27 protein-coding genes and 2 tRNA genes are annotated in these 26,752 nt (G+C 59.5%); 13 read left to right on the plus strand and 16 right to left on the minus strand.

The annotated features are described in order from the left end of the window. Positions 1-102: 102 nt before the first annotated feature. Positions 103-468: a DUF2934 domain-containing protein gene (locus GWR55_RS11550; protein ID WP_162402397.1), complete on the minus strand. Its 366-nt coding sequence runs from the start codon at positions 466-468 to the stop codon at positions 103-105. A gap of 97 nt (positions 469-565) precedes the next feature. Continuing rightward, on the minus strand, positions 566-856 hold the full coding sequence (locus tag GWR55_RS11555; protein ID WP_162402398.1) for a hypothetical protein: 291 nt from the start codon (positions 854-856) through the stop codon (positions 566-568). 256 nt (positions 857-1,112) lie between these two features. On the opposite strand from GWR55_RS11555, the gene GWR55_RS11560 reads away from it, so the two are divergent. The 4 genes from GWR55_RS11560 to GWR55_RS11575 all read left to right on the plus strand — a co-directional run bounded on the left by GWR55_RS11560 (position 1,113) and on the right by GWR55_RS11575 (position 3,981). Next, positions 1,113-2,030 carry a hypothetical protein gene (locus GWR55_RS11560; RefSeq protein WP_162402399.1) on the plus strand — a complete coding sequence of 306 codons (918 nt, stop codon included), beginning with the start codon at positions 1,113-1,115 and terminating at the stop codon, positions 2,028-2,030. A gap of 61 nt (positions 2,031-2,091) precedes the next feature. Then, positions 2,092-2,496 carry a hypothetical protein gene (locus GWR55_RS11565; protein WP_162402400.1) on the plus strand — a complete coding sequence of 135 codons (405 nt, stop codon included), beginning with the start codon at positions 2,092-2,094 and terminating at the stop codon, positions 2,494-2,496. A gap of 106 nt (positions 2,497-2,602) precedes the next feature. After that, positions 2,603-3,244 carry an O-methyltransferase gene (locus tag GWR55_RS11570; protein ID WP_238398368.1) on the plus strand — a complete coding sequence of 214 codons (642 nt, stop codon included), beginning with the start codon at positions 2,603-2,605 and terminating at the stop codon, positions 3,242-3,244. Between the two features lie 68 nt (positions 3,245-3,312). Continuing rightward, positions 3,313-3,981 carry a BON domain-containing protein gene (locus GWR55_RS11575; RefSeq protein WP_162402401.1) on the plus strand — a complete coding sequence of 223 codons (669 nt, stop codon included), beginning with the start codon at positions 3,313-3,315 and terminating at the stop codon, positions 3,979-3,981. A gap of 9 nt (positions 3,982-3,990) precedes the next feature. Here GWR55_RS11575 and GWR55_RS11580 read toward each other — a convergent pair whose 3' ends face one another. The 6 genes from GWR55_RS11580 to GWR55_RS11605 form a co-directional block, all read right to left on the minus strand. Beyond that, a complete protein-coding gene (locus GWR55_RS11580) occupies positions 3,991-6,624 on the minus strand; it encodes an ABC transporter permease (protein ID WP_162402402.1) in 2,634 nt (877 codons plus the stop codon). A 50-nt stretch (positions 6,625-6,674) separates the two neighbouring features. Next, positions 6,675-7,001: a PadR family transcriptional regulator gene (locus GWR55_RS11585; RefSeq protein WP_162402403.1), complete on the minus strand. Its 327-nt coding sequence runs from the start codon at positions 6,999-7,001 to the stop codon at positions 6,675-6,677. A gap of 243 nt (positions 7,002-7,244) precedes the next feature. Then, the gene (locus GWR55_RS11590; RefSeq protein ID WP_162402404.1) at positions 7,245-8,057 is read right to left on the minus strand and encodes a LytTR family DNA-binding domain-containing protein; all 813 of its coding nucleotides are present in this window, start codon (positions 8,055-8,057) and stop codon (positions 7,245-7,247) included. A gap of 40 nt (positions 8,058-8,097) precedes the next feature. Next, positions 8,098-8,646, minus strand: a complete 549-nt coding sequence (locus GWR55_RS11595; protein ID WP_370521134.1) for a zinc ribbon domain-containing protein — start codon at positions 8,644-8,646, stop codon at positions 8,098-8,100. Further along, complete coding sequence (locus GWR55_RS11600; RefSeq protein WP_162402405.1) at positions 8,643-9,032, minus strand: hypothetical protein; 390 nt, start codon at positions 9,030-9,032, stop codon at positions 8,643-8,645. Before GWR55_RS11600 ends, GWR55_RS11595 begins: the two co-directional genes overlap by 4 nt. Then, positions 9,029-9,664: an RNA polymerase sigma factor gene (locus GWR55_RS11605; protein ID WP_162402406.1), complete on the minus strand. Its 636-nt coding sequence runs from the start codon at positions 9,662-9,664 to the stop codon at positions 9,029-9,031. The genes GWR55_RS11600 and GWR55_RS11605 overlap by 4 nt, the downstream gene beginning before the upstream one ends. Before the next feature lie 190 nt (positions 9,665-9,854). Between GWR55_RS11605 and rlmB the strand changes: the two genes are divergently transcribed. The 5 genes from rlmB (at position 9,855) to lepB (ending at position 16,404) form a co-directional block, all read left to right on the plus strand. Next, positions 9,855-10,655 carry a 23S rRNA (guanosine(2251)-2'-O)-methyltransferase RlmB gene (gene rlmB, locus GWR55_RS11610; protein WP_162402407.1) on the plus strand — a complete coding sequence of 267 codons (801 nt, stop codon included), beginning with the start codon at positions 9,855-9,857 and terminating at the stop codon, positions 10,653-10,655. After that, positions 10,656-12,752 (plus strand): M1 family metallopeptidase, encoded by a 2,097-nt coding sequence (locus GWR55_RS11615; RefSeq protein ID WP_162402408.1) that lies wholly within the window; start codon positions 10,656-10,658, stop codon positions 12,750-12,752. Positions 12,753-12,865: 113 nt separating this feature from the next. Beyond that, positions 12,866-14,659 carry a lipopolysaccharide assembly protein LapB gene (locus GWR55_RS11620; protein WP_162402409.1) on the plus strand — a complete coding sequence of 598 codons (1,794 nt, stop codon included), beginning with the start codon at positions 12,866-12,868 and terminating at the stop codon, positions 14,657-14,659. Positions 14,660-14,725: 66 nt separating this feature from the next. Beyond that, a complete protein-coding gene (gene rnc, locus GWR55_RS11625; RefSeq protein WP_162402410.1) occupies positions 14,726-15,568 on the plus strand; it encodes a ribonuclease III in 843 nt (280 codons plus the stop codon). Then, positions 15,565-16,404: a signal peptidase I gene (lepB, locus tag GWR55_RS11630; RefSeq protein WP_162402411.1), complete on the plus strand. Its 840-nt coding sequence runs from the start codon at positions 15,565-15,567 to the stop codon at positions 16,402-16,404. Before rnc ends, lepB begins: the two co-directional genes overlap by 4 nt. A gap of 337 nt (positions 16,405-16,741) precedes the next feature. Here lepB and GWR55_RS11635 read toward each other — a convergent pair whose 3' ends face one another. The 4 genes from GWR55_RS11635 to GWR55_RS11650 form a co-directional block, all read right to left on the minus strand. Further along, positions 16,742-18,946, minus strand: coding sequence for an N-acetylmuramoyl-L-alanine amidase (locus GWR55_RS11635; RefSeq protein WP_238398369.1), 2,205 nt, complete (start codon positions 18,944-18,946; stop codon positions 16,742-16,744). A 384-nt stretch (positions 18,947-19,330) separates the two neighbouring features. Next, the gene (locus GWR55_RS11640) at positions 19,331-20,380 is read right to left on the minus strand and encodes a YheT family hydrolase (protein ID WP_370521135.1); all 1,050 of its coding nucleotides are present in this window, start codon (positions 20,378-20,380) and stop codon (positions 19,331-19,333) included. Continuing rightward, entirely contained in the window at positions 20,377-21,177 is an 801-nt protein-coding gene (locus GWR55_RS11645; RefSeq protein WP_238398370.1) for a DUF72 domain-containing protein, read from the minus strand. The genes GWR55_RS11640 and GWR55_RS11645 overlap by 4 nt, the downstream gene beginning before the upstream one ends. A 63-nt stretch (positions 21,178-21,240) precedes the next feature. Further along, positions 21,241-21,315: transfer RNA gene (locus GWR55_RS11650), tRNA-His, on the minus strand. A 71-nt stretch (positions 21,316-21,386) separates the two neighbouring features. On the opposite strand from GWR55_RS11650, the gene GWR55_RS11655 reads away from it, so the two are divergent. Then, positions 21,387-21,926, plus strand: a complete 540-nt coding sequence (locus GWR55_RS11655) for a DUF4112 domain-containing protein (RefSeq protein WP_162402414.1) — start codon at positions 21,387-21,389, stop codon at positions 21,924-21,926. Positions 21,927-21,993: 67 nt separating this feature from the next. After that, positions 21,994-22,070: transfer RNA gene (locus tag GWR55_RS11660), tRNA-Pro, on the plus strand. 16 nt (positions 22,071-22,086) lie between these two features. On the opposite strand, the gene GWR55_RS11665 is transcribed toward GWR55_RS11660, so the two are convergent. The 3 genes from GWR55_RS11665 to GWR55_RS11675 form a co-directional block, all read right to left on the minus strand. Then, positions 22,087-22,785: a DUF899 family protein gene (locus GWR55_RS11665; protein ID WP_162402415.1), complete on the minus strand. Its 699-nt coding sequence runs from the start codon at positions 22,783-22,785 to the stop codon at positions 22,087-22,089. Between the two features lie 82 nt (positions 22,786-22,867). Then, positions 22,868-23,356, minus strand: a complete 489-nt coding sequence (locus tag GWR55_RS11670) for a VOC family protein (protein WP_162402416.1) — start codon at positions 23,354-23,356, stop codon at positions 22,868-22,870. Positions 23,357-23,406: 50 nt separating this feature from the next. Then, a complete protein-coding gene (locus GWR55_RS11675; RefSeq protein WP_162402417.1) occupies positions 23,407-24,186 on the minus strand; it encodes a VOC family protein in 780 nt (259 codons plus the stop codon). Between the two features lie 119 nt (positions 24,187-24,305). Here GWR55_RS11675 and GWR55_RS11680 point away from each other — a divergent pair, with 119 nt between their 5' ends. Together GWR55_RS11680 and GWR55_RS11685 are read left to right on the plus strand one after the other, a co-directional pair. Further along, positions 24,306-24,947 (plus strand): TetR/AcrR family transcriptional regulator, encoded by a 642-nt coding sequence (locus GWR55_RS11680; RefSeq protein ID WP_162402418.1) that lies wholly within the window; start codon positions 24,306-24,308, stop codon positions 24,945-24,947. A gap of 48 nt (positions 24,948-24,995) precedes the next feature. Continuing rightward, the gene (locus GWR55_RS11685) at positions 24,996-26,018 is read left to right on the plus strand and encodes an LLM class flavin-dependent oxidoreductase (RefSeq protein WP_162402419.1); all 1,023 of its coding nucleotides are present in this window, start codon (positions 24,996-24,998) and stop codon (positions 26,016-26,018) included. A gap of 143 nt (positions 26,019-26,161) precedes the next feature. Here GWR55_RS11685 and GWR55_RS11690 read toward each other — a convergent pair whose 3' ends face one another. Next, positions 26,162-26,509, minus strand: coding sequence for a PadR family transcriptional regulator (locus tag GWR55_RS11690; protein ID WP_162402420.1), 348 nt, complete (start codon positions 26,507-26,509; stop codon positions 26,162-26,164). Positions 26,510-26,752 lie beyond the last annotated feature (243 nt).

Consider the following 26,752-nt stretch of genomic DNA (forward strand, 5'->3'; position numbering starts at 1 on the left):
AGCCAGCAGCCCTCACGCCTGCCTGCACAATCGACGCACCGAAATCGAAGATCTTCGGCGTCGCCGATCGTCGGCTCCTGAGTATCTCTACTGCAAAAACTACTAAGACAGCTTCATTCGCAGTTCTCGCTCTGCCCTGTACCAGTCGTGCTCGTGAAAGCCATGCTGGCGTCCACGCTCTACAAAGTAAGCATAAGCAAGCTCTGTAATCTCGACACGGGTAGGCTCTCTGCGCCCTGCGACCGGAGCAGCCGTTTGCTGCGCGTGCTCAACCTGCCCGGGCTCTTGCCCGGCTGAATGCTGCTGAACCGGCTCCTGTGGAACCACCTTCGCAGCCTTCTTCGCCGGTGAAGACTTGGCGGAGGCCGCCTTCACCTTCTTTTCTCCCGCGACCACCTTGGAGGAAGCCGTTGTTGCGTTTTTCGCCGGAGCTTTGCGGGGTTTCTTCTTCTCGTCTTCGACACTCATTGCAAATTCTCCTCACCTGGGGAAATCTTCGCCACACCGTGCCGGGCTGCTTCTAGTCTAGAGGAGGATCGTTTCAATCGTGTCTCTCTCGATCCGCTTATCGATCGAAATCGACAGGATGACGCTCTATCCACCAGCACGGCCTCGCTCCTGCCTGCGGAACGCCTTCCGGCAACAAAGAGCGGGTGCAGCGAACTTCCTCTGTACCGTCGGCATAATACTCCTCCTTATTTCCCTTCAGCGGAGCCACAACGAAGCGATTGATCGATATGGTTTTGTATCCTCCGCCCCCAAGGGCCCGACCCTGCCATATCAGCCAGTCCGACGCCCACAGGACGGCCGCTGCAACCAGCACCCACATCAATGCGCGAGCCAGGATCCGTATCATCCCTCATTTCCTTCCACCGTTCAGGTTGTGGCTTAGCAGCAGTCAGTTCCAGCCACACCAGATACTCCCATGAGATACATCCAGACCGCCGTCTGTACGGAACTTAGCCCTCTGCAAAAATTGCCATCCCGACCGGAGCGAAGCACAGTGGAGGAATCTGCGGTTCGCCCGCTCGCCACAGGTACCGAAGCCTTTCTTCCTCAAAATAAATGATTGCAGCCTTGACAAACCAAAACTGCTGGAATTTCCTAGCTCCATGCGCGAATGTCGATCTTCAACGGGCCTTCTGCTGGCATGCCTGCTGTCGCTGACCGGATGCTCGCTGTCGCCGCTTGCCCGCAACACTGCACAGTTCTCGACGGCAACCAGTGCCGTCGTCGAAAACACGCGAAACGCCTATCGGGCGGCCGTCCGCCTCGACGAAGACGCCCAATACTCGATGCTGGTCGCGCGCTTTGACACCGACCACCCGATGGATCCGCACTCCATTCGTCCCCTCATCGACGAAAAGGGACTTCAGGCGCGCACTGAGGTGCTCGACGGATTGCGCGTCTACGCCCAGACCATCGCCGATCTCTCCAGCGGAGTCTCCTCTCCCAAGCTGAACGATGCCGCTGCCGCGTGCGGGGCCAACCTGAAGTCTCTGGGTGACGCGCTCTCCAGTGCCACGCCCATCGGAATCAAGATCGGCGACACCGAGGCCAATGCTGCCAGCACGGCACTCAAGGCCCTTGGTGATCTGCTGGTCAACCGCGAGGTCAAGGGATCTGTCCCAAGGATCATCCGCAACATGGATCCCAACGTCGACGCGCTCACCAAGCTCCTCTCAAACGATATCGACGTGCTCCGCGATCAGGCGGGCCGCGATTACGAACAGATACTCGCCCAGCAGGATCAGTTCATCCGACACGCCGGCTCTTCGCTCTCTCCGGTGGAACACCGCACGGAGATTCAGCGCCTCCCGCGCATCCTCGCCGATAAAAGTGCGACCGAGGATATGCTCGCCGATCTGCAGGCCTCGCTCAAGAAGCTTGCAGTCACGCACCATGCGCTGGCTGCTGCGGCCACCAGCAAAAATGACGCATCTCTTCAGGCACGCATAGCCGATCTCCGCGCCTCCGCAGAGGGTCTGGCAGACTTTTACGAATCTTTATCCAGCACAAACACGAAATAGAGGATCAGGCATGTCTCCTTCAAAGTCTTCCCCAAAGATCCCTCCCAAACCGGTTGCAGCTATGGCACCAGATGCCAGCCTCTCTGAGGGCACCTCCACCGCGACGCCCTCGGCACCCACGGCAGCACCGGCCCCGGCGTTGACGAATCCCGACACTATCCAGACCTACCAGACGCTGTACGACGTATTGGGCCGGGCCTACTGGGAAGCCTCCGACATCACCGCCAAGGACACCATTCAGGGCGCTCGCGATGCCATCTACGAGATTCTGACCGACCTGAACAGGGCAAAGCTCGATGCCAATACCGCACTCTTCCTCTCCCTCAAGTCAAAGATTCGCGACAGCAACAAAGCTCTTGAAGAGGTAAAGGACAGGATCAACACCATCACCAAAAACATCTCGACGGCTTCCAGCGTCATCGCGGCCATCGCCAAAGTGGTAAGCATCGCACCCACGCTACTTTAGAGGGCCGCCCACCTCTATTCCGACTATCCGCATGCGTGTCTGGAATCGCGTCCAGGATCGTGCCCGTCCTCTCCCTATAATGAAGAGCGGAAAGGGAATCTGCCGAATGGGGCTTTTCAAAAAGAAGATCAAGCAGGAGCACAAAGTCATGATGCAGGCCGAAAAGGCCGCAGGCGCTCTCCTGCCCGAGTATCACAGGCCTACGCCAGAGTGCCCGCACCCGGAGCGCTGGCGCATGTACGATTCCATGACCGCCGAAGCCGAGGTGCTCGAGTTTCTCTATACCCTGGTCACCACTATCAAACCCGAGCTGGTCGTGGAGACCGGCTCCTTCCTGGGAGTCTCTACTCTCTGGATCGCAAAGGCCCTGAGAGCCAACGGTTTTGGCAGAATCATCTCCTGCGAGTTCGATCCCGTAGTCTTCGCCAAAGCGAAAGAGAAGATTGCGGCGTCCGACCTTGCGGAATGGATCGAGCTGCGCAACGAATCCTCGCTCGAGATGAAGGTCGAAGGCACGATCGACCTCTTCTTCTCAGACTCGGACCTTCCCATCCGCGAAGCCGAGGTCAAGCGTTTTCTCCCTCAGATCCGTCCGACGGGCGTTATCCTGATGCACGACGCCAGCTCTCATCTCAAGCTCGTCCGCCAAGCTGCGGTGAGAATGGAATCCGAAGGGCTACTTTCCTGCATCTTACTTCCTACGCCGCGAGGACTCGTCCTCGCGCAAAGAAGAGAGGGACGCTTTTAGAATCACCTCCAGTACTATCTCGGGCTCCTCTTTACAGAAATTGATTCTGACTTCGAAAAGGAGATTTTATGGTGCGACGTGCTGTACCCTGCCTTGCAGCTGCGATTCTCTTCACTACCCTTTCTGCTCCTACCCCTTCCCTTGCCCAGCAGGTGCAACAGGGCGCACACCTGTCGCAGGAAGATGGCATGCGCATTGTGGGCGAGGTTCGAAAGGCGCTTCTCGGTCTCTCCAACTATGGAGTCTTCGACTGGATCACCTTCGGCTTCCGCGGAACCACGCTTGTCCTCAATGGTTACGCCTCACGTCCTACCCTCAAGGACGACGCCGCCAGAGCTGTAAAAAACATCAAGGGACTCAGCGGTGTCGACAATGAGATCAAGGTGCTTCCTCTTTCCCCGAACGACGATCGCATTCGTGCAGCGGTTTATAACCGGATTTACACGCAGGCTTCTCTGCGCAAGTACAACGCCAACCAGGGATCACTGGCCCAGGCGCTGGGACCGGGCGGCCGCAGCTTTGCCATGATGTCCGGAGGAATCACAAACAATCCTCCCATCGGCTACCACGCCATCCACATCATCGTGAACAACGGTCACGTAACCCTGTACGGCGCGGTGCTGAACCAGAGCGACTCCTCGATCGCGCTGATGCAGGCCAACTCCGCGCCCGGTGCCTTCAGCGTCGACAACCAACTCGTGGTGCAGGGCGCCAACCCCGGCCAGGAACCGAAGTAAACCGCTGGCTCACTCTGTGCGCAGTGCCTGCATCGGATCGACGCTCGATGCTCTCCATGCAGGCGCCGCACAGGCAGCGGCTGCCACAACCACAAGGGTCCCGATCATTCCTGTCAGCACCAACGGATCGAGCGGCCTGGTCCCATACAGCAGGGACTGGATGACATATCCTGTCCCTGCGCCTCCGCAGAGCCCAATCAGAATTCCCACCAACACAGGACGCAGTCCATCGAGCAGCACCAGCCCCAACACCTGAGCCCTCTGGGCTCCCAGCGCGATCCTGATTCCAATCTCCATCACCCTCTGCGCGACCAGATACGACAGAACCCCGTAGAGCCCTACACCTGCCAGGACAAGTGACAGCGCCGCAAAGATCAGCACCAGTGACGCAGAAAAGCTTTCGTTGACGATCGATTCCCCCACGATTTGAGGGATGGTAAGCACATCCACCACCGGCAGCTGCGGATCGAGCGCAGCGATCTCCTTCTGAATGGCAATGGCATAGCTCGACGGATCGCCCACAGTCCGCACCACGAGGGTGAGCATCTGGCCAGGGTCAGCTGCAGAAACAGGAAAGTAAGTCGTAGCCTTCGTCGGCTCGCCCACATGGTAGAGCGTATCGCCGACAACTCCAACGATCTCATAGGTTCGCTTCTTATTGGTGATGTCCGTTCCCATCACAATGGTGCGTCCGAGCACATTCTCGCCGGGATAATAACGCTTTACCAAAGCCTCTGAGACGATGATCTTCTTCGACTGATCCAGAAGATCATGCTCGGTGAAAAATCTCCCCGACTTCAGCGGAATCCCGAGCGTTGCAAAATAGGTCGGGTCTGCGAATCTCGTCATTGCATCCGGCTGTTTGTTGTCTTCGTAGTGCGGCCGCTCGGGAATAATGAACACCTGGTCTCCCCACCAGCCTGATCCCGGTACGCCCCCACCCAGACCGGCAGATTCCACTCCCGGAATACGTTTCACTCGTTCCAGCAGCGACCGGCCGAAGGCAATGTTCTGCTCCGGTTTGCTGTACTGTTGTTTCGGCAGGCTGTATCCCATCGTCAGCACGTGATCGCCTGCAATACCAAGATCCGTGGTCCTTAGTTGCACAAAGCTCTTCAATAAAAGTCCCGCAGCAATCAGCAGCACGACTGTCAAAGCAATTTCAACGCTGAGCAGCATCTTGCGCAGCCGCGCCCGCGAGACACTCGCACCCGCTGCTCGTGACGAATCCTTCAAGGCGCCAAGAATTCCTTTTTGCGTCGCGGATAAAGCCGGCAACAGTCCCGCAAGAAATGCGGCCACGCATACTACTCCAAAGGTGAAAAGCACGATGATTCCATCCAGACGGATAGAGTCCACCCTCGGCAATCCATGCCAGTGCACCTTGAGCCATGCCGTTCCCGCCACCGCCAGCAACAAGCCCAATCCGCCGCCGCACGCGCACAGAATGGTCGTCTCCGTCATCTGCTCACGCAGCAGCACTCCCCGCCGGGCGCCCAGGGCGCCGCGGATCGCCATCTCCTTCTGACGCGCTGCGCTGCGGGCGACAAGCAGATTCGAAACATTCAGACATCCGATCAGCAACATGCAAATCACGGCCGCCATCATCATCAGCAGTGGTGTCTTCACGCCGCTTACAACGTCATCGATCATCGGACGCGACATAGCATCCTCAGCGACCGGACTGCCGAGATACTGCAGATGCATCCTGTACTGCAGCGCGCTTACCTCCTGCGTAGCCGTTTTCAGACTCACACCGGGCTTCATCCGTGCAATCACGTATGGATAGTGATTGTCGTGCTCATGCAACCGCTCGGTTGTCGTTCCGTCAGAGTAGGGAACCCATAACTGTGTTCCCGCGCCTGGATAGACAAACCACTTCGGCAACACCCCTATAATCGTGTACGGCCTGGAGTTCAGCCGAACGGCTTTCCCCACAATCGACGGATCCCCCCCAAAGCGACGCTGGAAGAAACTCCACGTCAGCACGGCTACGTGGTCGGCGTCGACTCTGTCCTCGTCCTCACGGAACGTTCGTCCCAGTGCTGGCTGAACCCCGAGCAACGGAAAGAGATTCCAGGTCCCATGCTGTGCTTTCACGACCTCCGGCAGCTCTCCATGATCTCCACTTACGTTGAAGTTGGCGTTGTAGTACGACGCCATATCTTCAAATCCGTGCGTGCTGTTACGCCACTCGTAGAAGTCCCCGGGAGAAACCGGATTATATGGATTTCCACCAGTGTTGGAGCGCCAGTGTTCGTAGACCATCACCAGGTTATCCGGGTCATGAAAGGGCAACGGCTCCAGCAGAACAGCGCGAACGACAGTAAAGAGCGCAGTTGTCGCCCCGATGCACAGGGCCATTACGATAATCGTGGTAGCAGTAAAACCGGGCGATCGCCGCAGACCACGCGCAGCGTACTTCACATCGCGTTTGAGAGTGTCCAGCCAACCCCAGCTCCAACCGCTTCGCGCTTCCTCTCGCAGCACCGCAGGGTTTCCAAAGTGCAGCCTCGCCGATCTGTGAGCTTCCTCCGGGGTCGCTCCCATCCGTATGCGCTCGGCCTCCTCCTGCTCCAGGTGGAAACGCATCTCCTCTTCCACGCGGGCCATCTCACTCCCGCGGCAAAACAGTGTCGCCATCGACTTTCTTGCTCGGTCCAGCCAGCGCATACTGCCTCCCTTTGGGAAACTCAGCTCTCAACGACCAGATCGATCGCCGCGGATAGCCTCGACCACATCTCGCGTTCTTTCTCCAACTGCGTGCGGCCGGCCGGAGTCAGCGAATAAAAGCGAGCCTGGCGTCCTGTCTCTGTCTCCGCCCACTTCGACCGTATCCAGCCCTGCTGCTCCAACCGCTGCAGCGCCGGATACAAAGAGCCTTGCTGCACCTGCAGCACATCATTGGAGATCTGCTGAATTCTCTTGCCGATCGCCCAGCCGTGCTTCGGCTCCAGCAACAGCGTCTTGAGGATCAGCATCCCCAGCGTTCCCTGCACGAGATCATTTGGTCTTCCCATACTATGGGTATCTACAATACAGAGTTGTAGATTGTCTAGGCATCAGTACGAGAACCAGCCCCGCGCAGTTCCAATTAAATTTCAGGAATTCATTTTTTTAGATCAGCCAATAAGGAGTCGCCATTCTGAGGCGAACGGGGTCCCTGGCGAGCTTGCTCGCTGGGGCAGGAAGCCGAAGAATCCCCGTATTTCGCTCAAACGCCCGAAACTATAGAGGGAAGAAATCAATCCGTCCAAGCATATCTAAAGATTGAACAGCTCCTTGAGTCGCCGGGTCTGCGCCCGACTCACCGGAATCTCCGTCTTCTTCGGATCATCCATCCTGAGCTGGTAACTGGATTTGAACCACGGCACAACCTCGCGAATGTGCTGGATATTCACAAGAAACGAGCGGTGCACTCTCCAGAAGGTCTCGGGGTCCAGCTGCTCCTGCAGATCTTCAATAGTCCTGCAGTTCGAGTTCCCCTCGACCGTGGGCGTAACCACCGTAATTGTGCCTTCCTCGATTGTGGCGAAACAGATCTCTTTCTGGTCTACCAGCAGCAACCTGTTCTGCGCCCTCACGATCACCTTTCCGGTGTTCGCCTTTGCTGCAGGGGTCTGGGTCTGTTCTCCTATCAGCCGCAGCAGTGCATCCAGCTTTGAATCCGTATCGGTCGTGCCGTTCACCTCAGTCCGCTCTTCCGTAGCCAGCCGGCTCTGAGCTTTTTCAATCGTCTGCAGTACTCGCTTGCGATCGAACGGCTTCAGCAGGTAGTCGACGGCGTTCACCTCAAAGGCGCGTACGGCATACTGATTAAATGCTGTAGCAAAGACCACCTGGGGCAGCGGAATCTTCCGGTCCAGCAGCTTCTTCAGAACCCCGAAACCATCCAGGCCCGGCATCTGCACATCCAGAAAGACAACGTCAGGCCTGTGGGTATGGATCAATTCAACGGCTTCGATTCCATTGGTTCCCTGTGCCAGGACCTCGACTCCGTCCACGCCTTCCAACAAGTATTGAAGCTCCTGCCTTGCCAGGGGTTCGTCGTCGATAATGAGTGCTGTAAGAGGCATTTCGACCAGTCAGCGTGTCGCAACAGCAACAACCACGCTACTAGTCACTATACGCCCTGAGCCGGGCCGGGGCATGATCTTCGGCCAGGTCGTGGCCGCACTGCGCACAGTAGACATCTGTAATCTGCACGCCGCGAAAGCATCGCCCGCACACCGGGGCCATCTGGAACTGACACTGCGGACAGAAGTGACAGCTTGAAGGAATCTCCGTCCGGCAATGGGGGCATGGCCGCAACAGCGGCTGCCGCAGCAGGAAGTAAACGACCGCACCGATACCGCCCGGCAAAAGGACGACGATCAGCATCCAAAGGCCTGCCGGCATCCTGCGACGCTTTACGTCGCGGCTGACATAGCCCACCAGCAGAACATAGCTGGCAAACGCCGTTCCCCACGAGTAGCTCATGAGAATACGCATCGGCAGCATCTCATGCTTGTGGTGCGGCATCACCACGTGAAAAAGATATTGAATCGCAACAAAGATGATGATCGACAGAACAACGGACCAGGCCGGAATCAGGCTGAGTTCATCCTCCTGACCGCCCTGAACCTCCTGTACCCGGTTTTCGCCTTGAGCCGAAGCCATCCTCATCGTGCAATCTCACCTTTAGAACGCCTGTTCTGCGTCCGGCGAAGCCATACGATCGCCAGCAGCGCTGCCGTTACCGGCAGGAACCAGAACAGAAGCACCACATATTGATCGCTGGCGTCGGGCATACCGATCGGATTCAGCTCGTATTGATCGAGCATCGTCCAGACCGCTGTCACTACAGTCATCAGCATCGAAGCACATACGATCACTGGCAACCAGAGACTACGCATCTGGTTCCGCCGCGCCGACATCTGTGCCGCACGTTGCCGTACCACCCTGTGCGTCCGGTTTACCACGGAGACCTGGGCGCCAGCGTCAAGCGATCGTATCGCCTCACGCGCCAAAGCCTTCTCGCGGTCCACTGCTCCATCGATCAACTCGTTCATCCCCGCGCCTCCGCAGCTGCTGGACGATAGTTGCGCACCTTCTCAAGCTCCGGTTTCAGAGAGGCCAGTCCCCTGTACAGTCTCGACTTCACCGTCGAAAGAGGAGCCCCTGTAACCCCGGCAATCTCCTCCAGCGAAAGCTCTTCGTAAAACCGCAGAACCAGCACCTCGCGGTACCCTGTATCCAGCGTCAGCAGAACCTCGGCCACCTCCGCCGAATCCTCCCTCGACGCAAACTGCTCCAGTGGCGACGGTCCTGGCATTGCAACTTCAAACGGACGATCATCTTCGTTGCTTTCCCGCATCTCGTCAAGACTGGACATTGTCCGCTTCCTCGAAAGGTCGATCACGAGATTTCGGGCAATCGTAAACAACCAGGTCTCAAACCTGGCCTTTCCGTTGTACTGCGCACCTCGGAGCAGGACGCGCATCCAGGTCTCCTGGAAGAGGTCTTCGGCGACGTCGCGCCTCCCGGTAAGGAAAAGCAGGTATCGCAACAGCCTGTGCTGGTAGAGCTCGATCAAATGATCCAGCAGCTCAGGATCCTGCCGTTTCAGCCCACGGGCGATCGCGACATTCTCTTCCTGAGTCAGCGCAGCATGCGCCGTTAGCGATAGGGCTCCGCCTTGCATAGTGGTAGTGACGCGATTCCCTTCTAAAAAGTCTCGGTCAGAGGTTACATCCTCGGAAAAAGCTCCCTTTTTCCTCCATTGACCCATCTGGACACTCCGGCAAGGCAGAAAATAGAAAATGTTGCAGTGCTGATATTGTACGGACTTCACGGTCATTCGCCCATTCCCTTCCCCCCTGTAAACTTGGGTCATGGAAGTTCTCTTCGGCCTCCACCCCATTGAAGAGGCCATTCGAGCCGGGTCTGGTCGCCTCGATCGCATCTCCATCGCCCGTGAGCGACGCGACGCGCGACTTGAGAAGATCGCCGCGCTGGCCCGCTCCGCCGGAATCCGTGTCGCCCTCGAGCCCCGCGAGCAGCTCACCCGCGCCGCCAAAACCGATGCCCATCAGGGAGTTATCGCCTTTTTGCGCGATCGCGCCTTCCTCTCCATCGAAGACCTCCTCGTTCCCCCCTCCGACGGACACCATCGGTTCTTTCTCGCGCTCGACGGCATCGAGGACCCCCACAACCTCGGCGCGCTCCTCCGCACCGCGGACGGTGCCGGCGTCGACGGCATCCTCGTGCCGGAACGCCGCAGCGCCCCCATCACCCCGACCGTCGCCAAAACCTCCGCCGGAGCCTCCGAGCACGTCCGCATTGCCCGCGTTACCAACCTCGTCCGCTCCCTCGAGCAGATGAAGAAAGCCAACGTCTGGGTCATCGGGCTCGATGAGCGCGGAACCCCCGATTATATGGACTTCGACTTCACCTCCGACTGCGTCCTGGTGCTGGGCCGCGAGGGCGCCGGGCTCCACGACCTGGTCAAAAAGACCTGCGACCACCTTCTGCGCATCCCCATGGCTGGAAAGGTCTCCTCGCTCAACGTCTCGGTCGCCGGAGCCGTCGTCATGTACGAGGCCATGCGTCAGAGGCGGGCGACATCCGTCCAACCCATGACCGCCCCCGCGCCTGCCACAACCAAAAAGCGCAAGGGCCTTGGCAGTCTCTGAATGATCTTCTCTACGCTCAGCTTGGTAAACCGCCCTCCCCGTCTCCGATCGGCCTTCGCTTCAGCCACGGTCCTCACCTGTGTGCTCGCAGGCAGCGCTTCGGCACAGACCCACAGTGCCACCCCATCCGGTCGGCAGGGCCAGGTCCTCTTCCATCGCAACGAAGACCAGACGCCCCAGACCGCTGTTCGATCCGCAAAACCCGGACGCACCCCCCAGAAAGAGGTCGACGCTATCACCAGCGCCGAACGCTCGGCCATCACCTTCACGGCGTGGGATCTCGACCTTCACCTTGAGCCGGCGACCTCGCATCTTTCCACTCGTGCCCGTTTTACCGTGCGCAATATCTCGCAGGCCCCCATCTCGCAGCTCACCCTGCAACTCTCCTCCACACTCCACTGGGAGAGCCTCTCAGCCCCGATTCCCCTCACCCTTACTCAGCACGTTCTTCCTACCGACGCCGACCACACCGGTCAGATGACCGAGGCGCTCGTCCATCTGTCGCAGCCCATTCCTCCCGGCTCCTCCCTCACTCTGACCGGCTTCTACTCCGGAACCATCGAAGCCTCCGGAGAGCGACTCACCCGCATCGGCGCCCCCTCTACAGAGGCGGCCCAAGCTGACTGGGACCGCATCTCGCCTGGACTCGTCGCCCTGCGAGGATTTGGCAACGTCCTCTGGTATCCCGTCTCTTCGCCTGTCTTCTTCCTGGGAGATGGAGCGAAGCTCTTTCAGGCGGTCGGCCTCTCTCGTCTCCAGCAGCAGAACGCAGCGTTTCGGCTCAGGCTGACGGTGGAGTACGTGGGCGAGCCCCCGGTTGACGCCTTCCTGAATGGCCACCGCCAGCCGCTGAAGAACGTCGCCGAAGAGCCGAATACCCCGGTCGTAGAATCCCATGGCGTCGCGACCGCCGATTTCCCGGCGTCTCCCCTGGGCTTTCGTGTCCCCAGCCTGTTTGTCGTCTGGCAGAGCCTCCGGCCCTCGGCCAATCAGCTGCTACAGGTCGCCACGATCCGGCCGGAGGCCATCACCCCCTACACGACCGCGTCCAACGACGTCGCTCCGCTGCTGCGCGACTGGCTGGGACCAGCTCCTCTAAAATCTCTCACCCTGATTGACCACGCTGGCCAGCCCTTTGAGGATGATGCCTTCCTCGCCGTCCCGCTCTCGGCAACAAATGCCCGCCAGATCACGCCCGCGATGGTGCACTCGCTCACACACGCCTGGTTCCATTCTTCTCTCCCCTGGCTCAACGAGGGTGTCCCGCAGTTCATCTCACTGCTCCATACCGAGAACGTCGACGGCCGCGATAAGGCGCTCGGCGAGCTGCGTCAGCTCATCAACCCTCTGACACTGGTCGAACCCGAGATTTCCCCCAGCCCAAAGACAGCCACGCCACAGGCCTCAGCGATTTCAGGCAGCTCTTCCAGCAGCTCTTCGTCCAGATCCAATTCCGCAGAGCCTGATCCCAATGCGCCTCCGGGTGCGCTGCCCTCGACGCTTCCGCCGCCTCGTGGCCTTCCCGGCCAGAGCCTTATCGCGGCGCACGACGAGGTGTACTACCGCGCGAAGGCCGCTGCCGTTCTGTGGCTCCTGCGCTCGACCGTCGGTGACGCCCCCCTCAAACGCGCTCTTCAGACCTATCGCGAAGAGGTCCACAACGCCGATCCCAAGTCCCAGGAAGATCCCCGCGCCTTCCAGCGCGTGCTTGAGGCCGCCAGCCACAAGAATCTCTCCGCCATCTTCGACGACTGGGTCTATAACGACCGCGGACTGGCCGATCTCTCCATCGTTAACGTCACCCCGCGTGATCTGCCCGCCCGCAACGGCAAGGGTGTCAGCTGGCTGGTAGCCGTCGAGATCCACAACGCCGGCGCTGTCAACGCCGACGTTCCCGTCACGGTCCGTTCCGGCTCCCTCACCTCGACCCAGCGGGTCAACGTTCCTCCCCATTCCAACGTCTCCACCCGGATCGTCTTTGAAGGAACCCCGCAGGAAGTGCTGGTCAACGACGGAACCATTCCGGAGACAACTGAACCCATTCACGTCTGGAAACTCAAGATTCAACCCTCGACCAGCAGCCTTCCGATTCGCTGACCGGCAGGTCGCCTGGTGGTGGGTATCTTGCTAAAAACAGGATATTTACGGCATACTGTCTTGCGCCTGCCTCACCGCTCCCCTAAACTCCCCTGAGAGAGTCCAATATTCACGTGTTTTTTCCAGCCAAAACAGCGACATTTCTTCTGGTTGCAGCGTCCCTGGCGGCCCCGGCAGCCGGAGCGCAGTCTTCAAGCTCCTCCAGCTCTTCAAATCCCCAGTCCTCTTCGTCGATGGAGAACGACCAGCGCGCGCCGGCGCGGCCCAGCGTAGGTCAGTCGACTCCTGGGGGAGCCGCCATTTCGCTGGAGACAAGCGAGCCGCTCTTCTATCTCTCCGCCGCTCTCAACGCCTGCGGGTACGATGCCGACCTCGAAAACTCCGCACCTGTTCGCAAGGCCATCCGGGACGAGATCAACCAGTCCCTCGCCTCCGCCACTCCCGCGGCCCGCGATCATCGTGACGCGCTCTGCGGCTATATTCGCGAGCACAGGCTGGCGGACCCCGGCCTGAACCTTGCGCAGTACATCTCTCTTTCGCTTTACCTCAGTCCCCCTCCGCAGCTCACTCCCACGGTGGAAGAGACGCAGCTGCCCCCGGACTCCACGCAGGTCGTCAATATCCTCCCTCTGCTCCGCACCTTCGCCGAGGACATCAACCTCCACGCCATCTGGGTGACGCATCGCGGCGACTATGAGGCCCTGGTCGACAAGGTCCACGACCCTCTCACCAAGGCCATCCTCGACACCAACATCTATCTGCATCTGCCGATCTCGAGCTACGATGGCCGTCGCTTCCTCGTCGTGCTTGAGCCCATGCTGGCGCCCTCCACCACGAACGCGCGCATCTATGGCACCGACTACATTGTGGTCGTCTCGCCCTCCGGCAATCCGCTCGGCCAGGTCCACATGGACGAGATTCGCCACACCTATCTGCACTATGAGATCGAGCCGATGGTCTACGCGCGCGCCAGCGCCATGGATCGGCTGCTGCCGCTCCTGAAGACCGTTCAGACTGCTCCGCTGGACTTCACCTACAAGTCCGACATCTCCGCCTTCATCACCGAAAATCTCATCAAATCCGTCGAAGCCCACACCATGGACACGGGCTTCGAGAAACCCAGGCGTCCCAGCCAGGTGCGCCAGCGCTCCGATATGACCGGTTACGAGGCTGCGCTCGCCAACTGGGAGCGGCAATCGGAGACCGTCCGCCGCAAACAGGTGGACCTCGACATTCGCCAGGGCTGGGTGCTCGCCGGCTACTTCTACGACAAGCTCGCCCAGATGGAGAAGGACGGCGTCAGCCTTAAAGAGGACATCGCCGAGATGGTCTACGGCATGGACGTCGATCGCGAAAAGCATGCCGCCGAGCAGGTTGTCTTCCTTCCCGAGGGTAGTCACGACTTCGTCAAACGCGCTCCCCGCCAGCTTAAGGGGATGGAACTGGCAGAGATAAAGCTGATGAAAGGCGACGTCGACGGCGCAAGCCAGATGGCCGACGAAGCCCTCAAGGCAAACCCCAACGACCCCCAGGCCAATTACCTCGCAGGCCGGGTCGAGCTGGTGCAGGGCGATCCCGAGGCCGCCCTTACCCACCTCAACAAGACCCTGACGCTGGCCAAGGATCCGCGTACCCTCGCCTGGACCCACATCTACCTGGGTCGCCTCTACGACATCGCCCGCGACCCGGAACAATCCGGGGACCACCCTGAGCGCACAAAGGCGATCGCCGAGTACAAGGCCGCACTCGCCGTCCGCGACTCGCAACCCGACACCAAGGCTGCCGCCGAAAAGGGACTCAAAGAGCCATTCCTTCTTCCCCGGCGCGCCGAAGATAACGATAATGAACCCCTTGACCCTAGTGGCAAAGCAGAGAAGGACGCCTATCGACCACCATCGCCCCAATGAGTAGTACCCCCTCCCCGCTTTGGAGCGTCCAACATTTCGGTACAGTTAATTCCGAGAGAGGATGTAATGCCGACGCGCCGCAGAAAGTCCGCACGTGAGCAATCGGGCGAAACACCCACTCCTCCATGGGACCACCACTTCCAGCGACCCGAGCTGCTGACCCTGGCCCTGACCCACCGTTCTCTCGCCTACGAGACCAACCCCGAGACCCTGCTCGATCCCTCCAGCGACAACGAACAGCTTGAGTTCGTCGGCGACGCTGTCCTCGGATTGGCCGTTGCCGAAAGTCTCTATCGCCGCTTCCCGAACTCCCGCGAAGGAGAGTTGACCCGCCTCCGCGCCTCCCTCGTCAGCCGCCGCCATCTCGGGGCAGTAGCCCAGCGCATCGGGCTGGGCGCCATGCTGCGCCTGGGCCGCGGAGAAGAGCAGAGCGGCGGACGCCAGAAACCCGCCTTGCTGGCCAATGCCCTGGAGGCCATCATCGCGGCCCTCTACCTTGACGGCGGCCTGGAGGTCGCCCGTGCCTTCATCGAGGGCTGCATCATTGAGCCCTCTTTGCCCGCGCTTCAGGGTGCGCTCGACTCCGGAAACACCTTCAGCGACGCCATCGGCGACCACAAATCCGCTCTCCAGGAGTACCTGCAGGCCATCGGCTCCGGGCAGCCCCAATACGTCCTCAAAGCCCAGACTGGCCCGGACCATCAGAAGCTCTTCTCCGTCGAGGTCCGCATCCCGGACGGCAACGGCGGCTCGCGCGCTCTGGCCGAATCCGAAGGGACAACAAAAAAACAGGCGCAGCAGCGTGCCGCCCGTATCGGCTTTGAACGCCTGCAGGCAGAACACCAGTTGGCTGCACCCGTGACAAAACCGATCTCTGAAAGACGGCGTCAGGCAGGGACCGTGCAATGAGTACCCCCGCCCTGACGCCGGCCGCTCCAGCTCGTCCGGGCGATGGTGCGACACTCTCGCGCCCTGCTCCATCCTCTCCGCGCTTCACTCCATCGGCGAGCCGGCAAACCCCACCACCCGGACTGCTGCCTGCCATCCAGTCGCTGATCTCCATCATCGTGATCGCGGTCTTCATCGTCACCTTCACGGTCCAGCCCTTCCGCATTCCCTCCGGCTCCATGGAGCCGACTCTTCTCATCGGCGACTTTCTGCTGGTCGACAAGGAGATCACCTCCGATGCCGCCGACTCTCTCTTTTTGCCCTCCGCAACCATCCACCGGGGAGATGTCGTGGTCTTTCACTTTCCGGTCAATCCAACCATCCACCTGGTAAAGCGGGTGGTGGGCATTCCCGGCGACCGGCTCCGTCTCCGCGATGGTCACGTCTATGTCAACGGGCTGCGCCTTGACGAACCCTACGCCATCTACCGGCCCACCGGACCGGACAACTTCCGCGACAACTTCCCCCGACTCCAGAACGCTGATCCTGCCATCGAGTCTCGCTGGTGGATGCAGATGCGCAAGCTCATCGACGACGGCGAGCTCATCATTCCGGCGAATCACTACTTCGTCCTGGGCGACAACCGCAACGACAGCGAGGACAGCCGATACTGGGGGTTCGTCCCGCGCGAAAACATCGTCGGCCGCCCTCTGCTCGTCTACTTCTCTCTGCGACAGCCCGGCTCCAACGAGTACGTCCTCCCCCGCGCCGCTGGAATCAGCCTCACCCATCCGCCCAACGACTCCAGCACTCTTCGCTTCGCCCGGTGGGACAGGATTCTTCACATCATCCGGTAACTGATCGTTTTGAATGGGAGTTCTCTCGGGCACCGTCACGAGATCTGACCGCCGGAAGGTTGAGTGGTAACCTGCGGATCTTCGCTCAATTCGCCTTCCCCAAACCGCAGATCCTTCGACTGCGCGGCGTCGCCGCTCCGCTCAGGATGACACCTGTAGAAGAGATCTAGAAAGCGGGATATTCAATGAAATGAGATATTAAGAACGTACTGGCCCGTCCACCAGCCGTGCCATCCTGAGCGAAGCGCAGCGAAGTCGAAGGATCTGCGGTTCCACCGGCCGGTTAACTACCAGCCCAGGAATCAGAGAAACGACGGAACACAGGACCACGCTCGAACTACCGCGATACCTGCGGAGCACTGCTGACCGCCTGCGCCTGTTCCACCGGAATCCTCGCTCCGCTCAGCCCAGCCTCATACTTGGCCACGCCTTTGTACAGGCTTTCGGCCACCCTCTGCCGATACTCCGGCTGACGGAGCTGCTCGGCATCCCGTGGATTGGTCACAAACGAGATCTCTGCCAGGACCGAAGGCATATTCGCCCCGATCAGCACCACGAACGGAGCCTTCTTCACGCCGCGATTCCTCAGACCCGCATTGCCATGTGCGAGTCCCGCGAAGAGGCCCTCCTCAACGTCTGCAGCGAACTCGCGCGACTCATCGATCTTCTCCTTAAGCGCGATCTTCTTCACCAGGTCGCTCAACTGGTAGATCGACTGGTCGCTCACCGCATTCTCACGCGCCGCCACCTGCAGCGCGTCCGGCTGCGAAGTGAAGTTCAGGTAGTAGGTCTCAACCCCGCGCGCACTGGCATCACGCGATGAGTTCGCATGAATCGACAGAAACAGGTCAGCCTGCGACTTGTTGGCGATGGCCGTCCTCGTCTCCAGCGGGATAAAGGTATCGTCCGAGCGCGTGTAGATAATCTCCGCACCCAGGCGCTCGTGCAGCAGCCTGCCCAGGCGAAGCGCCACATCCAGCACCACGTCCTTCTCCTCCAGGCCATCCACGCCAATCGTTCCGGAGTCGTGTCCGCCGTGCCCTGCGTCGATCACGATCCTTCCGATCTTCAGTCCCAGAGCCCGAACCAGGGAGGTCTGCCCGTCCGCCGTCGGGACTGCCGCCCGCGCCGGAGCCGCCTCTGCCGTCTGGGTTCTGCTGCGGCGCGATGCGCGCGATCCGGCAGGGTTCCCCGCCTTCGATGGAACGACCGCAATCGGCTTCGACGTTGGAACCTTTGTCGCCTCCTGCCTGCCGGGTTGCTGGCTCAGGTCCGCAACATCGGCCGTCGCGGCTGCGCTGCTGGTCGCCACCGAATCCGGAACCGGATGCCTTGAGGTAGCCACCTGCTCCCGCTCCGTTCTGGGAGCAGGAACACGGGATGCTGTCTCCTTCTTCTGCGGACCTGCCGCCGGCACAGGCGTCTGCGTGCCTGCCACCTGCGACCGCACATTGCTGCCATGGATATCGATGATCAGGCGATAAGGATTCGGCAGCAGGAACGCCGAGTACTCCGTCACGTCGTTTACATCCAGCACCACGCGAGTAATATCGTTCGAAAACTGTGCCGCTCGGACCTGCTTCAGGAATCCGTCATCGGTCACCGTAAACGTCTTGCCTGCCAGCGACTGCGCCAGCCGTGTACCGTGCAGGTCAAAGTAGATGCGGTCCGGATTCGGAACCCGCGCCGCCTCGTAGGTAACATCGTCGCCCAGATCAATGGCCACGCGCGTGTAGTTCGGGGTCGACCAATGCCGGATGCCAGTCACCTGCGCCAGTCCGCCGCCATGCCTCTCTATCGCCGCCACGTGGGAGATCGCGGGCTGCGGGCTCGCCGCCTCCGCGGGTTGCGCTGTGTTCGGCACCGTCGTGGCAGGCTGTACTGATCTCCGGCGAGACGCTGCCGCGACTGCGGCCCCCGTCGTCGGCATAGGAGCGAACGAGGACGGATCGTCTACAGCCGCCGCAGAGTTGGCCTTCGTCGCGGCTCGAGTTGTGCTCTTCGTCTGGAGTGTCTGCCGTGAGGACTTCGTGGCCGCCGTGCTTCGATCCAGCGAAGCGAGCGCGGCCTTCGCCTCGTCCACACGTGAGTTGCCCGGATACAGGTTTACAAACAGCTGATACTTCTCCCGCGCTGTCGCCTCATCGCGCAGGTCGTTTTCGTAGATCTGTCCCTCAGCCAGCAGGGCGCCCATGCGGAACGAACTGCCGGGATATTGCTTCCGCAGAAATTCGTACTGACCGACAGCATCCTTCAGGCTCTTCTGATCCTTCAGGTCTCGGCCCTGCGCGGCCAGCAGCTCGGCCACAGAATTGACCGACGCGGCAGCATACCTGCTTCCCGGATCGTCATGGTAGATCGTCCGGAAGAGGTCCAGCGTCCGCTGATAATCCTCACGCGTGCGTTCTCGGGCAGGCTTCGCTTCCAGGGCCTCCCGGCTCTGTGTCGCCTTCTCCCAGGGAGACAACACGACCGCGCGCCTGGCTCCCGAGGTCGTCTTCGTTCTCGACGTGAAACCGCCGGCAACGGCTGTACAACTCAACCCAGCCGCACAAACGGCACACCAGAACCCGACCTTACGCACTTTGCTGCACACAGACATCGCAGCTTCAGTTTAAGAGGCTCATCCGCTTGCCCTTACGGTGAAAACTCGCGCAGGTACTCCCCGCGATACCCCCGAAAAAAACTTCAATAAAGATTCTTCCTCTCGTATCCCACTGCGGTGTTTCATCATCCTGAGCAATCGACACTTGGATGCCGTCATTCTGAGGCGAACGGGGTCCCCGGCGAGCTTGCTCGCTGGGGCAGAAAGCCGAAGAATCCCTGTATTTTTGCCTGTGACGTCGACGGTGCTCCGGGCAGAATACAGAGATCCTTCACTGCATTCAGGATGACGAATCCTGAATGCTCCCGAATGCAAAGCGTCCTATTCGCCGGTGTGTTCCAGCAGAAAACGCAGCAGGGTATGCTCCGCCCAATAGCCGTCATAGTTTGTCGCCTGGTCAGGAGCAGCGAGAAAGGCGCAGTGGCCGCCATGGGAGGTTTCGAGGAAGGTAATCCGGGGATTGCCGGCGATCCTTTCGCGACTCTCCGGCAACAGCCGGATAAAGGGATCGTCCGCCGCATTCAGAATCACGGTTGGCACTGCAATGATGTCAAGAACCCGCGCGCTGGCAGCGCGGAAGTAATAGTCGTCCGCTCCGGTGAAACCGGAGTAGAAAGCGGTGATTCGCTCGTCGAAGTCCCGGATGGAGCGAATCTGATCGGCCCGGCCAGGATCGTAAACATGCGGAAACAGTGCGACCTTGCGCCGAAAACGCGCTACCAGTGCGCGCAGGAACTTCATCTCGTAGATGCGGTTTTGAGGGGCATGGAGCGCATCGGCGGACGGTGCCAGGTCGATGACCGGCGATACCCCGATGACAGAACGCAGTGCGCGCGGCGCGGAGGAACCCAGCTCTCCAGCCAGCTTGAGGACCAGATTTCCGCCCATCGAATACCCAATCAGCGCTATCGATTTAAGACCGTACAAATCGACAAAGTGCCGCATTACCGCGCCAACATCGCCTGACAGGCCCGAGTGATAGAGCGTCGAGCTGAGCGCCTCCGTCCCGCCGCAGTTGCGCATGTTCATTCGAATAACGTTGGCCCCGGCCTGCCAAAGCTTGTTGGCATTACCGATCACGTACTGCGAGTTGGAAGAGCCCTCGAGCCCATGGACAATGATCGCGGTAGGACGTACTGCCCGTACCTCTTCCGGCTGCCAGTGACAGTCGCAGAGCACCTGGCTCCCCATACGACCATCGATTCCGGAAGCTACCTCGACCAGCACCGACTCCGCCGGCGGAAGCGAGTTCTGCCGGCGGAGAAAGTTGCCGACGATCGTCTGCAGGTGCCCATTGCGGGCAAAACGCCGCGGCGCAAACTCAACCATATGCGCCACATTCTGCGCAATCCGTTCCTTCGTGCTGCTCACTGGCGCTTAATCCTCTCGGCAACACCTTTCAAAAAGGCCACCGCATTCAACGCTCCGGTCGGCTCATCCTCATGCTTGAAGTAAGCAAAGACATCGCGCCCGGCAGCGAGCGCCGTAAACCGCTCGGCGAACCTCGTGATCTCCTCCGTGCTATAAGCCCCTGTGCGACGAAGTCGAAAACTGGCAAACCTCTGCGAGGTATGCACCTCCGGGGTCGCAAGCTCGTCGCTTTCAGCGATACAAAGTCCGGCATCGTGCGCGCGAAGAACGGCGTAAATCTCCTCCGTGAACCAGGACTCATTGCGAAACTCAAACGCAATCGATGGCGCGCTCGCACCATGAAGCGCCGGAGCCGCAAGAAAACTCTCCAGCCGGCCCGCGTCTGCCTTCAGGTTGGGAGGAAGCTGAAACAATAACAGGCCGAGTTTGCCAGCCTCCCGCACCGGTTCCAGCATCGACACGAAAGTGGCCACATCCGACTCACAGTTAGCCAGACGTTTGATATGCGTGATTCTCTGCGGCACCTTGAAGCTGAACCGGAAGAACTCAGGAGTAGCCGCAAGCCAGCCTTCCAACAGCGTTGCCGAGGGAAGAGCACGAAAGGTGTAATTGACCTCGACGGAGCTGAGCTGTCTGGAATAAAACTCGAGAAAGCGCTTCGCCGGCGTACCTTCCGGGTAAAATTCAGGCTTCCATGTCGGATAAGCCCAGCCGGAGGTCCCAGCAAAGATTTTCGCGGAGGCCGCGAGCCCTGCGCTTTCGCTTGTAGTAAACGGGGCTTGTGAAGATCGGGCCACGGCGTCAGAAAGAAGGGCTTGTGATACGGTTACCCCGGAAGACCTTGAAACTGAAGGGATTTTTGGGGCGGCTAGTGGGGTTCGAACCCACGACATCCGCTGCCACAGAGCGGCGTTCTGCCACTGAACTATAGCCGCCGTATCGTTATCAATTGTAGCATTCACTTGTCGAAGACGGAAAAATCCTGCGGTCCGGCCCAATCTTCCCGATGCAACCTCCCCTCCAGCCCGAGATCCTTTCTCCACGCACCCGCCGAGGTCGCGGTGTCTTCGACGATGAGAACCTCGACATCCTCTCCCACATCCTCGACGACTTCATTCGCATCCCCGGAACCTCCATCCGCTTCGGCCTTGACGGAATCGTCGGCCTGGTTCCCGGCATCGGAGACATCCTCGGCGGCATTGCCTCCTGCTTTATCATCTTCGCCGCCTGGATGCGTGGTGTTCCCTATGTCGTCCTCACCCGCATGGTGGCGAACGTCGTGATCGAGGTGATCGTCGGCGCGATCCCGCTCCTCGGCGACGCCTTCGATATCGCATGGCGCGCCAACCGCCGCAACTACGCCCTGCTGACCGGAAGCCTCTACGCTCCGCGCAAGCAAACCATCCAGAGTTGGATCTTCCTTATCGTCCTCTTCGCCATCATGGCTCTACTCATGCTCATCCCGATGGTCCTGCTGGCATGGCTCGCAAACGGTCTTATGCACGCGCTCTTCGGCGTCAACGTTCACTTCCCGACCTTGTTTTAGCGGCGGCCTACAGGTCCGGCTTTAATTGCGACAGCGATAGAACGGGTGGGTTAGACTAAGAGTCAGTCGGGGCGTAGCGCAGTCTGGTAGCGCATCTGCTTTGGGAGCAGAGGGTCGGGGGTTCGAATCCCTCCGCCCCGACCATCGGACTTTTTCCCTGTCAATATTCGAGCTTCGGGTACCAGGTAGAGCCGCGTCCCCCAGGCGTGAGGTCGAGGATCGTCCATAAAGGATCGAGGTCCGGGGCGCCACGCGGATCCTGATCGGGGTCGGCCATCTCCCCACTCATCTCTCCACTCCAGAAATGACGAATGGCTCCATCGCGTCGAGTGAAGACGGAGAGGCCAGGGACATCGCCATCGTCGGCGCTGACATAGGAGCGTGTGTAGTCGCCTTTGGCATCGGAGTAAATCTGCAGGTTCTGCCAGCCGCGTTCTCTCTTGAAGTCGAGAAGACGTTCGATGGGCGAACGCGCGGTGACCGCGACAGCGACACGCTCGCGCAGGTTTCTGGCCGTTCCATCCCATGACGTGAGCATGGCGGTACACATGGGACACGCCCTCTCGCGTTGCGGCCCGAACATCATGCTGTAGAGCACGAGCGTATCCTTGTCGCCGAACAGCTGCGAGAGGCGAACCACGCCATTGGCGCCTTCAAAAGCATAGTCTTCGGGAATTTTGCCACCGGACGGAAGGGATCGGCGCAATGCCGCCACCTGCTCATTCTTGCGCCGAAGCTCGATCTCCTCGGAAAGAAGGCGGTTGCGAGCCTGGCGATATTCCGAAGTCTCATTTGGAAAATGTGCTTTGTTTCTGGCAGCCAACTCCGCCGCGGGAGTGAGGCTCGTGCTATCGGCCATTCAGTACTCCTTGTCGAAAGGGTCGTAAGGTGAGTATTAAAAACGCAGGCGCTGGCTGTCACAACGCCCGCGGCTAAGGAACTTATGGCTTGCCGGCGCGCGCGGCCTCGATCGCTGCGATATCGATCTTCCGCATCGTCATCATTGCATTCATCGCGCGCTTGGCCGCTGCGCGGTCCGGATCCTGCGTCGCGGCAAGTAACGCACGCGGGGTGATCTGCCACGAAAAGCCCCAGCGATCCTTGCACCAGCCGCACATGCTCTCCTGGCCTCCATTGCCGACGATGGCATTCCACAGGCGGTCAGTCTCTGCCTGGTCCTCGGTGAGGATGATGAAGCTCACCGCTTCATTGGGGACGAACGTGGGACCGCCGTTGAGGCCAAGGAAATCACGGCCGCAGACCGTGAACTCAACGATAAGTTCCTGGCCTTCGGGGCCTGACGGCGTATCCGTGGGGGAAGCGCTGGTCTTGCCCACGCGGCTGTCGGGGAATGTGGCTGCATAAAACTCCGCAGCCTCACGGGCTTTCCCATGGTCGAACCACAGGCAGGTCACCATCTTTTCGGACATATCACTCTCCTCTCACTTTTGAGCTTCGTCGGATATCAGGTACATCGCTGTTACGATTTTGGTCCCTGCATCAAGGCAAAATGGCCGTCCTGATCGTCGGTTGCCTGCAGAATGCGCGAGCCTCCGGGAACATCCATGGGAGGCAGCACTATTTTGCCGCCCGCATCAGTCACACGCTTCTGCGCAGCTTCAATATCATCCACGATGAAATAGAACTGCCAGTGCGGCGGAATACCTTCGGGCATACCGGGACCTTTACTGTTCATCATTCCGCCGGTGTAAAGGGGCTTATCGGTGCGGAAGGTCTGGTAGATGCCCATGGCTCCCATGTCGTGTGCGTGATCTTTCTGCCAGCCATAATGCCCGGAGTAGTAATCGAAGGCCTTCGCCGCATCCTCGACGAGTAATTCGTGCCAGCCAACGTTGCCCTCAGCCATTTGATCCAGACGCGGCGGAGCCTCCTGTTTTGCAGGCTCAAAGAGCAGGTACTTCGCTTTTTGCGGGTCCAGCACAATAGCAAAACGGCCGACTCCGGGGATGTCTTGAGCAGGTTTCACAATGGTTCCCCCATCGGCCGTTACAGCTTTCAGCTCTTCGTCGAGTTTTGCTGTATGGATGTGTCCCATCCACTCAGGCGGAAGTTCGGATGCACCGGCGCCCGCCCAGGTCATCATGCCGCCCACATCTTTACCGTCCTTGCCGAAGATCATGTACCGCATTCCCGGCATTCCCGAATCGCGGATGTTCCAACCCACCACTTTGCGATAGAACGCTACCGCCTTGTCCATGTCATTGGTGACAAGCTCGTACCAGATAAATCCGTCTGCCATGTCGCACCTTCCGTTGATGATTGTCTTTTCAAGTGAACACCGTCCACATACGCTATCACTCAAAAGTGGATGCTGTCCACAAATGCCCTCTCCGCGATACACTCTTTTTTGAATAAATCATGAAAAAGAGAGGCTCCACTCAAAAGCGAACGACCTTCCGGCATGGCGACCTGCGCAATGCGCTTGTAACCGCCGGCCTTGAGATGGCGCGGAGCGGAGGGCCCGATGCCGTGATTCTTCGTGAAGCGACCCGCCGGGCAGGTGTCTCTCCCAATGCGGCTTACAGACACTTTGCCGGTCAGGCTGAATTGTTGGATGCAGTACGCTCAGCATGTCTGTCTCGGGTCGCCGCAGCTATTGAAGATGAGATGAGGAAGTGCCGCCCAGGCCGCGATCCACAGGCCTTTGCGAGGAAAAGTTTGCGCGCCGTCGGAATGGGCTACCTCGGGTTTGCCATGAGAGAGCCGGGAATGTTTCGCACGGCTTTTTCGGTTCCTCCGCCGGTTGATTCTCCCGATCCGGCAAATACAGCTTCCATGGGACTTAATGCGTTTCAGCTGCTTTCACTCGCTCTGGACCGCATGCTGGAGAGCGGCCTGCTCAGCAAAAAGACCCGCCAGAATGCGGAGTATCTCGCGTGGTCGACGGTTCATGGATTGGCGCTTCTGGTGCTTGAGGGGCCACTCCATGCCATGCCGCACGAGACGGTTCTGGCTTTGGGTGAACGACTGGTGGTCATGGTGGAACGAGGTCTCAGCTAAGTCTTCAGCAGCAGGCAATATTCTGCAGCCAGCTCTAGACTGATTAGTATGAAGAACATCGGCTTCCTCTCCTTCGGCCACTGGACGCCTTCACCGCAGTCGCAGACACAGTCGGCAGCGGACGCCCTTCTCCAATCCATCGATCTCGCCGTGGAAGCAGAGCGCCTTGGCATCGACGGAGCCTACTTCCGGGTTCATCATTTTGCGCGCCAACTGGCATCGCCATTCCCTCTGCTGGCGGCGATAGGAGCAAAGACGCGAAAGATTGAGATCGGCACCGGCGTCATCGATATGCGGTACGAGAACCCGCACTATATGGCCGAGGACGCAGGGGCCGCCGACCTTATCGCCGGAGGACGCCTGCAGTTGGGAATCAGCCGCGGATCTCCGGAGCAGGTCATCGATGGCTGGCGTTATTTCGGTTATCTCCCACCTAAAGGCAAGAACGATGCCGACATGGGCCGGGATCACGCGAAGGAATTTCTCAAGCTTCTGGACGGCCAGGGTTTTGCTCAACCAAATCCGCGCCCGATGTTTCCCAATCCGCCCGGTCTGCTGCGTCTCGAGCCCTACTCCGAAGGACTGCGTGATCGTATCTGGTGGGGAGCCGGTTCCAATGCGACGGCTGTCTGGGCGGCAAAGCTGGGAATGAACCTGCAGTCCTCAACCCTCAAAGACGATGAGACCGGCGAGCCCTTCCACATCCAGCAGGCGGCGCAGATTCGCGCCTATCACGCCGCCTGGAAGGAAGCCGGCCACGTTCGCACTCCGCGAGTCTCCGTCAGCCGCAGCATCTTCGCTCTGGTCGACGACCGGGATTACGCCTATTTCGGAAGAGGAGGCGAGGATAAGGACAAGATCGGCTTCATCGATGCAACCACGCGGGCGATCTTCGGCCGCAGTTACGCCGCTGAGCCGGACATCCTCATCGAACAGCTCAGGAACGACGAGGCAATCGCGGAGGCCGACACGCTACTGCTAACCGTCCCGAACCAGCTAGGCGTTGCCTACAATGTTCACGTTCTCGAAGCTATCCTGACGACCGTCGCCCCTGCTCTCAACTGGAGGTAGATCGCCATGTTCGTATCGAGGAGATCTCAATGGGTGCCTGACCCTGTACAAGCCAATTCACAATCCTTCTTCTCGGAGCCGTTCGTCGCCGCTTTGCCCAGCCACGAAGTTATAAAGGCGAGTGAATAACCGTCTGAGGGCTTTCATGACAGATCCTCTGCCTCCACTTCAAAGAAGCGCGCGATGATTGCCGTCGTCTGCTCCCAATTGCGTTTTTCGGTTTCCAATAGTTTGTGTCCTGCACGGGTCAAACGATAAAAGCGCGCTCGACGGTTGTTCTCCGAAGGTCCCCACTCGGATGCGACGGCACCTTCCTGCTCCATCCGCAGCAGGACAGGATAAAGCGTGCCTTGATTGAGCGAAAGCAAGTCGCCGCTGATCTGCTCGATACGCCGGGCAATGCCATACCCGTGCAACGGTCCGAGCACGTGAAGCGTTTTCAGCACCATCAGTGTCAGCGTTCCCTGCTGGACATCCTTCTTCTGTTTCATACAAAATCGTCCCGTTGGCCAGTCATTTGGCTTACCAACAGGAGAATGACATATTTCCATTGGGAAAACAACAGGTGTCTTGTAAATGGTGGTTGAAGTGCCGCATGTTTAGGCATCTCGGTTAGCGAATAATCGCCGATTCACTCAACAATCCTGCCGATTCAGTGTTTAGACGTATCGCCGGCATTTCGGAAATCCGCGGAACCAGGCCGAGGTGTCCGGACTGCCCGGCAATAAAATCTC

Source organism: Edaphobacter sp. 12200R-103 (assembly GCF_010093025.1).
Classification (GTDB): Bacteria; Acidobacteriota; Terriglobia; order Terriglobales; family Acidobacteriaceae; genus Edaphobacter.